Annotated in this window: 3 protein-coding genes; 2 read left to right on the forward strand and 1 reads right to left on the reverse strand. The window is 56.5% G+C overall.

Annotated features, from left to right (window positions below):
* Positions 1-149: 149 nt before the first annotated feature.
* A complete protein-coding gene (locus AC2VLY_RS07830) occupies positions 150-734 on the reverse strand; it encodes a class I SAM-dependent methyltransferase (RefSeq protein WP_010642003.1) in 585 nt (194 codons plus the stop codon).
* A 174-nt stretch (positions 735-908) separates the two neighbouring features.
* Between AC2VLY_RS07830 and miaB the strand changes: the two genes are divergently transcribed.
* Together miaB and AC2VLY_RS07840 are read left to right on the forward strand one after the other, a co-directional pair.
* On the forward strand, positions 909-2264 hold the full coding sequence (miaB, locus tag AC2VLY_RS07835) for a tRNA (N6-isopentenyl adenosine(37)-C2)-methylthiotransferase MiaB (protein WP_193650949.1): 1356 nt from the start codon (positions 909-911) through the stop codon (positions 2262-2264).
* A 4-nt stretch (positions 2265-2268) separates the two neighbouring features.
* On the forward strand, positions 2269-3255 hold the full coding sequence (locus AC2VLY_RS07840; protein WP_486922060.1) for a PhoH family protein: 987 nt from the start codon (positions 2269-2271) through the stop codon (positions 3253-3255).
* The last annotated feature ends 65 nt before the right edge of the window (positions 3256-3320 follow it).

The raw sequence follows: 3320 nt of genomic DNA on the forward strand, positions 1-3320 counted from the left end.
TCCCCATAAGAAGCGCCGTGACCCGATGGGTATGACCATAGGCGCGCTGCAGTGCTGCAGTCAGCGATGCCGGGAGCGCCAACCAGGGCCATAAATGACTGGGCGCATGACCCAGTGCTGCGGTTTTGTAAGCCATGATTCGGGGCAAATCAGACCAATCCATTGCCGTGAAAAATAAACTGATCAATACGGGCGGGAGGTAAATTACGCAACACCATGGCGGGGCGTCCGCGCCGAAACTCAGTGGGCATGCCCTGGCAGGAACTGCGGAAATGATAGGTGAACTGAATAAATACTGTGCCCTGCTGACTGACTGCTGGCAGTTGCTGAAAAATACGGGTGACGACTTCCCGGGGAATGGTGCGCAGCGGCAGGCTGGAAACAATAGCCCGGACCTTGCCACGATGGGCAATCATTTCCTGGAGTCGGGCAGCATCGCCTTCGATGACTTCCAGTTGCGGAAACTGGTGGCGCAGATGGCGGACCATCGTTGGCGCCTGTTCCACCAACACCAGATCACTGGCATCTATACCCCGGGCGAGCAGGGCCTTGGTGACCGGCCCCATGCCGGGTCCGAGTTCAATCACCAGTCCCGGCCCGTCCGGGACCATGGCGGCCATGCGTCTGGCGAGAAAAGGAGAGCTGGGCAGTACCGCGCCAATGGCTTGGGGGTCGCGTAAAAACTCGCGGGTAAAGTGCCAAGCCTGGGATACCGGCCCGGAAGATCTGGACATGGATTCTCTCCACCGGATAAAGGGCAATGCACGGATTTGCGCAGAACCCATATGAGAACGGTCGATACTCTAGCATGGGCAGCATGCGGAGCGAAACTGAGCGAAACGGGGCCCTTGTCAATCCGGGTTGCTGGCCCTATCATCATGACGAGGCCGCTTTTTTCCGGAAATGCATTGCAAAATCTGTTTATTAAAACCTACGGTTGTCAGATGAATGAATATGACTCCGAGCGCATGGCGGATCTGCTGGCGCAGAGTCATGGACTGAAATTGGTAGACGATCCCCAGCAGGCTGATGTGCTTTTGCTCAACACCTGTTCCATTCGCGAAAAAGCTGAAGACAAAGTATTCACCCAATTGGGATTCTGGCGTCCGTTCAAGGAAAAGCGCCCGGAAGTAATTATTGGCGTGGGAGGCTGTGTGGCCAGTCAGGAGGGCGCAAAATTGCGTCGTCGTGCCCCTTACGTCGATCTAGTGTTTGGTCCTCAGACCCTGCACCGTCTGCCCGATCTGCTCGATGCCTGTGTGGCTGAACGTCATCCTCAGGTGGATGTGGATTTTCCGGTACTCGAAAAATTTGACCGCCTGCCCCAGCGTCCCGGTCGCGATGGTGCCACGGCTTTCCTGACCATTCAGGAAGGTTGCGACAAGTTTTGTACTTTTTGTGTGGTGCCCCATACCCGGGGACGTGAATACAGTCGTCCCATGCCCGATATTATCCGTGAGGCACGCAGTCTGGTCGATCAGGGGGTGCGTGAAATCACCTTGTTGGGGCAGAACGTCAACGCGTATCGCGGCGCGACGGGCCTGATTGGTGAAGGCGGGCTTGCCGAATTGCTGGAAAGACTTTCCCGTATTCCGGGTTTACTGCGCCTGCGTTATACCACTTCTCATCCCAGTAATCTGGATGATGACCTGATTGCCGCTCACGGTTCCATCGAAAAACTGGCTCCGCACTTACATTTACCGGTGCAGAGCGGCTCAGACCGGATTTTGCGGCGTATGCACCGCAAGCATAGTGTCGGGCAATATCTGGAAAAAATTGCTCGCCTGCGGGCTGCACGTCCAGGCATACAAATTTCATCAGATTTCATCGTCGGATTTCCGGGTGAAACCGAGGCCGATTTTGCGGCCACCATGGACTTGATTGAGGCCGTGCGTTTCGACCAGTCTTACTCCTTCAAATACAGTCAGCGGCCCAATACCCCCGCCCTGAAACTCAAGGACAGTGTCCCTGAAGCCGAAAAAGATGCCCGTCTCGCCATTTTGCAGGGACGTATCAACGGGCTGGCCCAAGCCTACGCCCAGAGCCTGGTGGGGACACGTCAGGCGGTATTGATTACCGGCCCTTCGCGCCGTGATCCGCGTGAAGTGACCGGAAAAACCGCCTGCAACCGCTCGGTCAATCTGCCCGGCAACCCTGACTGGGCAGGACAAATGATGGATATAGAAATTACGGCCGCTTTGCCGAATAGTCTGCGTGGTCGTCTGACGCAGTCCAATCCTGCGGCACATCGTCTTGCCGTATAATCCCATGGAGCCTCCCAGTAAGAATCCCGCCGTCTGTCATGGTGATTTTATCGCTGAGCAGGCCAGCGCCGCTGACTTGTTGGAAATGGCTGGCGAACTGGACAACCATCTAAGACAACTGGAATCCCGGCTGGGTGTCGTCATTCTTCCGCGTGGGGAACGTTTCCATATTACCGGTCCACAAGCGGCGGTGCTGGCGGCAAAAACGGTTCTGGCTGAACTCTATGCTCAGGTAGTTCAGGGCCGGAAGCTCTCCAGTCACTGGGTGCATCAATGTATTCAGCGGGTTCAGGTGGAAGCCGAAGCGGAAACGCAGGAAGCGTCGGAACCCCCGGGGGTGCAAACCCTCAAAGGGACCATTCGGGGTCGAGGGTTGCGTCAACGCCGCTATCTGGATTCCATCCGGCATAATGACCTGACTTTTGGCATCGGTCCGGCCGGTACGGGAAAAACCTATCTGGCCGTCGCAGCGGCCGTCGAGCAGATCGAACGCAATCAGGTGCGCCGCCTGGTGTTGGTGCGTCCCGCTGTCGAAGCCGGTGAACGGCTGGGTTTCCTGCCCGGGTCTTTGAGTGAAAAAGTGGATCCCTATTTGCGCCCCCTCTACGACGCACTGCATGAAATGATTGGTTACGAGAAGGTGGCGAAACTTATTGAACGGCAAATTATTGAAGTGGCACCGCTGGCTTACATGCGCGGCCGGACGCTCAACGACGCCTTTATCATTCTCGACGAGGCTCAGAATACGACCCCGGAGCAGATGAAAATGTTTTTGACCCGCATGGGTTTCGGCGCAAAAGTGGTCGTCACTGGCGACGTCACCCAGATTGACCTTCCGCGCGGTCAGCTTTCCGGTCTGGTCCAGGTGCTGGATGTGCTGGACGCCATGCCGGGAGTGGAAATGGTCTTTTTTGAAAGTGCCGATGTGGTCCGGCATCCGCTCGTGGCCCGCATCATCCAGGCTTATGATCGCTTTGGAGAGAAACCTTGAGCGGGCTTTACCTGCGCCTGTCTGTGGATGATTCCGTGGATCTGGCTGCTATCCCTTCCCGCAAC

The sequence above is a fragment of the Acidithiobacillus sp. TH-A36 genome (assembly GCF_057473445.1).

Bases quoted from the DNA above. Each gene is read 5' to 3' on its own strand.
- AC2VLY_RS07830 (WP_010642003.1), bottom strand. From the start codon at position 734: ATGTCCAGATCTTCCGGGCCGGTATCCCAGGCTTGGCACTTTACCCGC.
- AC2VLY_RS07840 (WP_486922060.1), top strand. From the start codon at position 2,269: ATGGAGCCTCCCAGTAAGAATCCCGCCGTCTGTCATGGTGATTTTATC.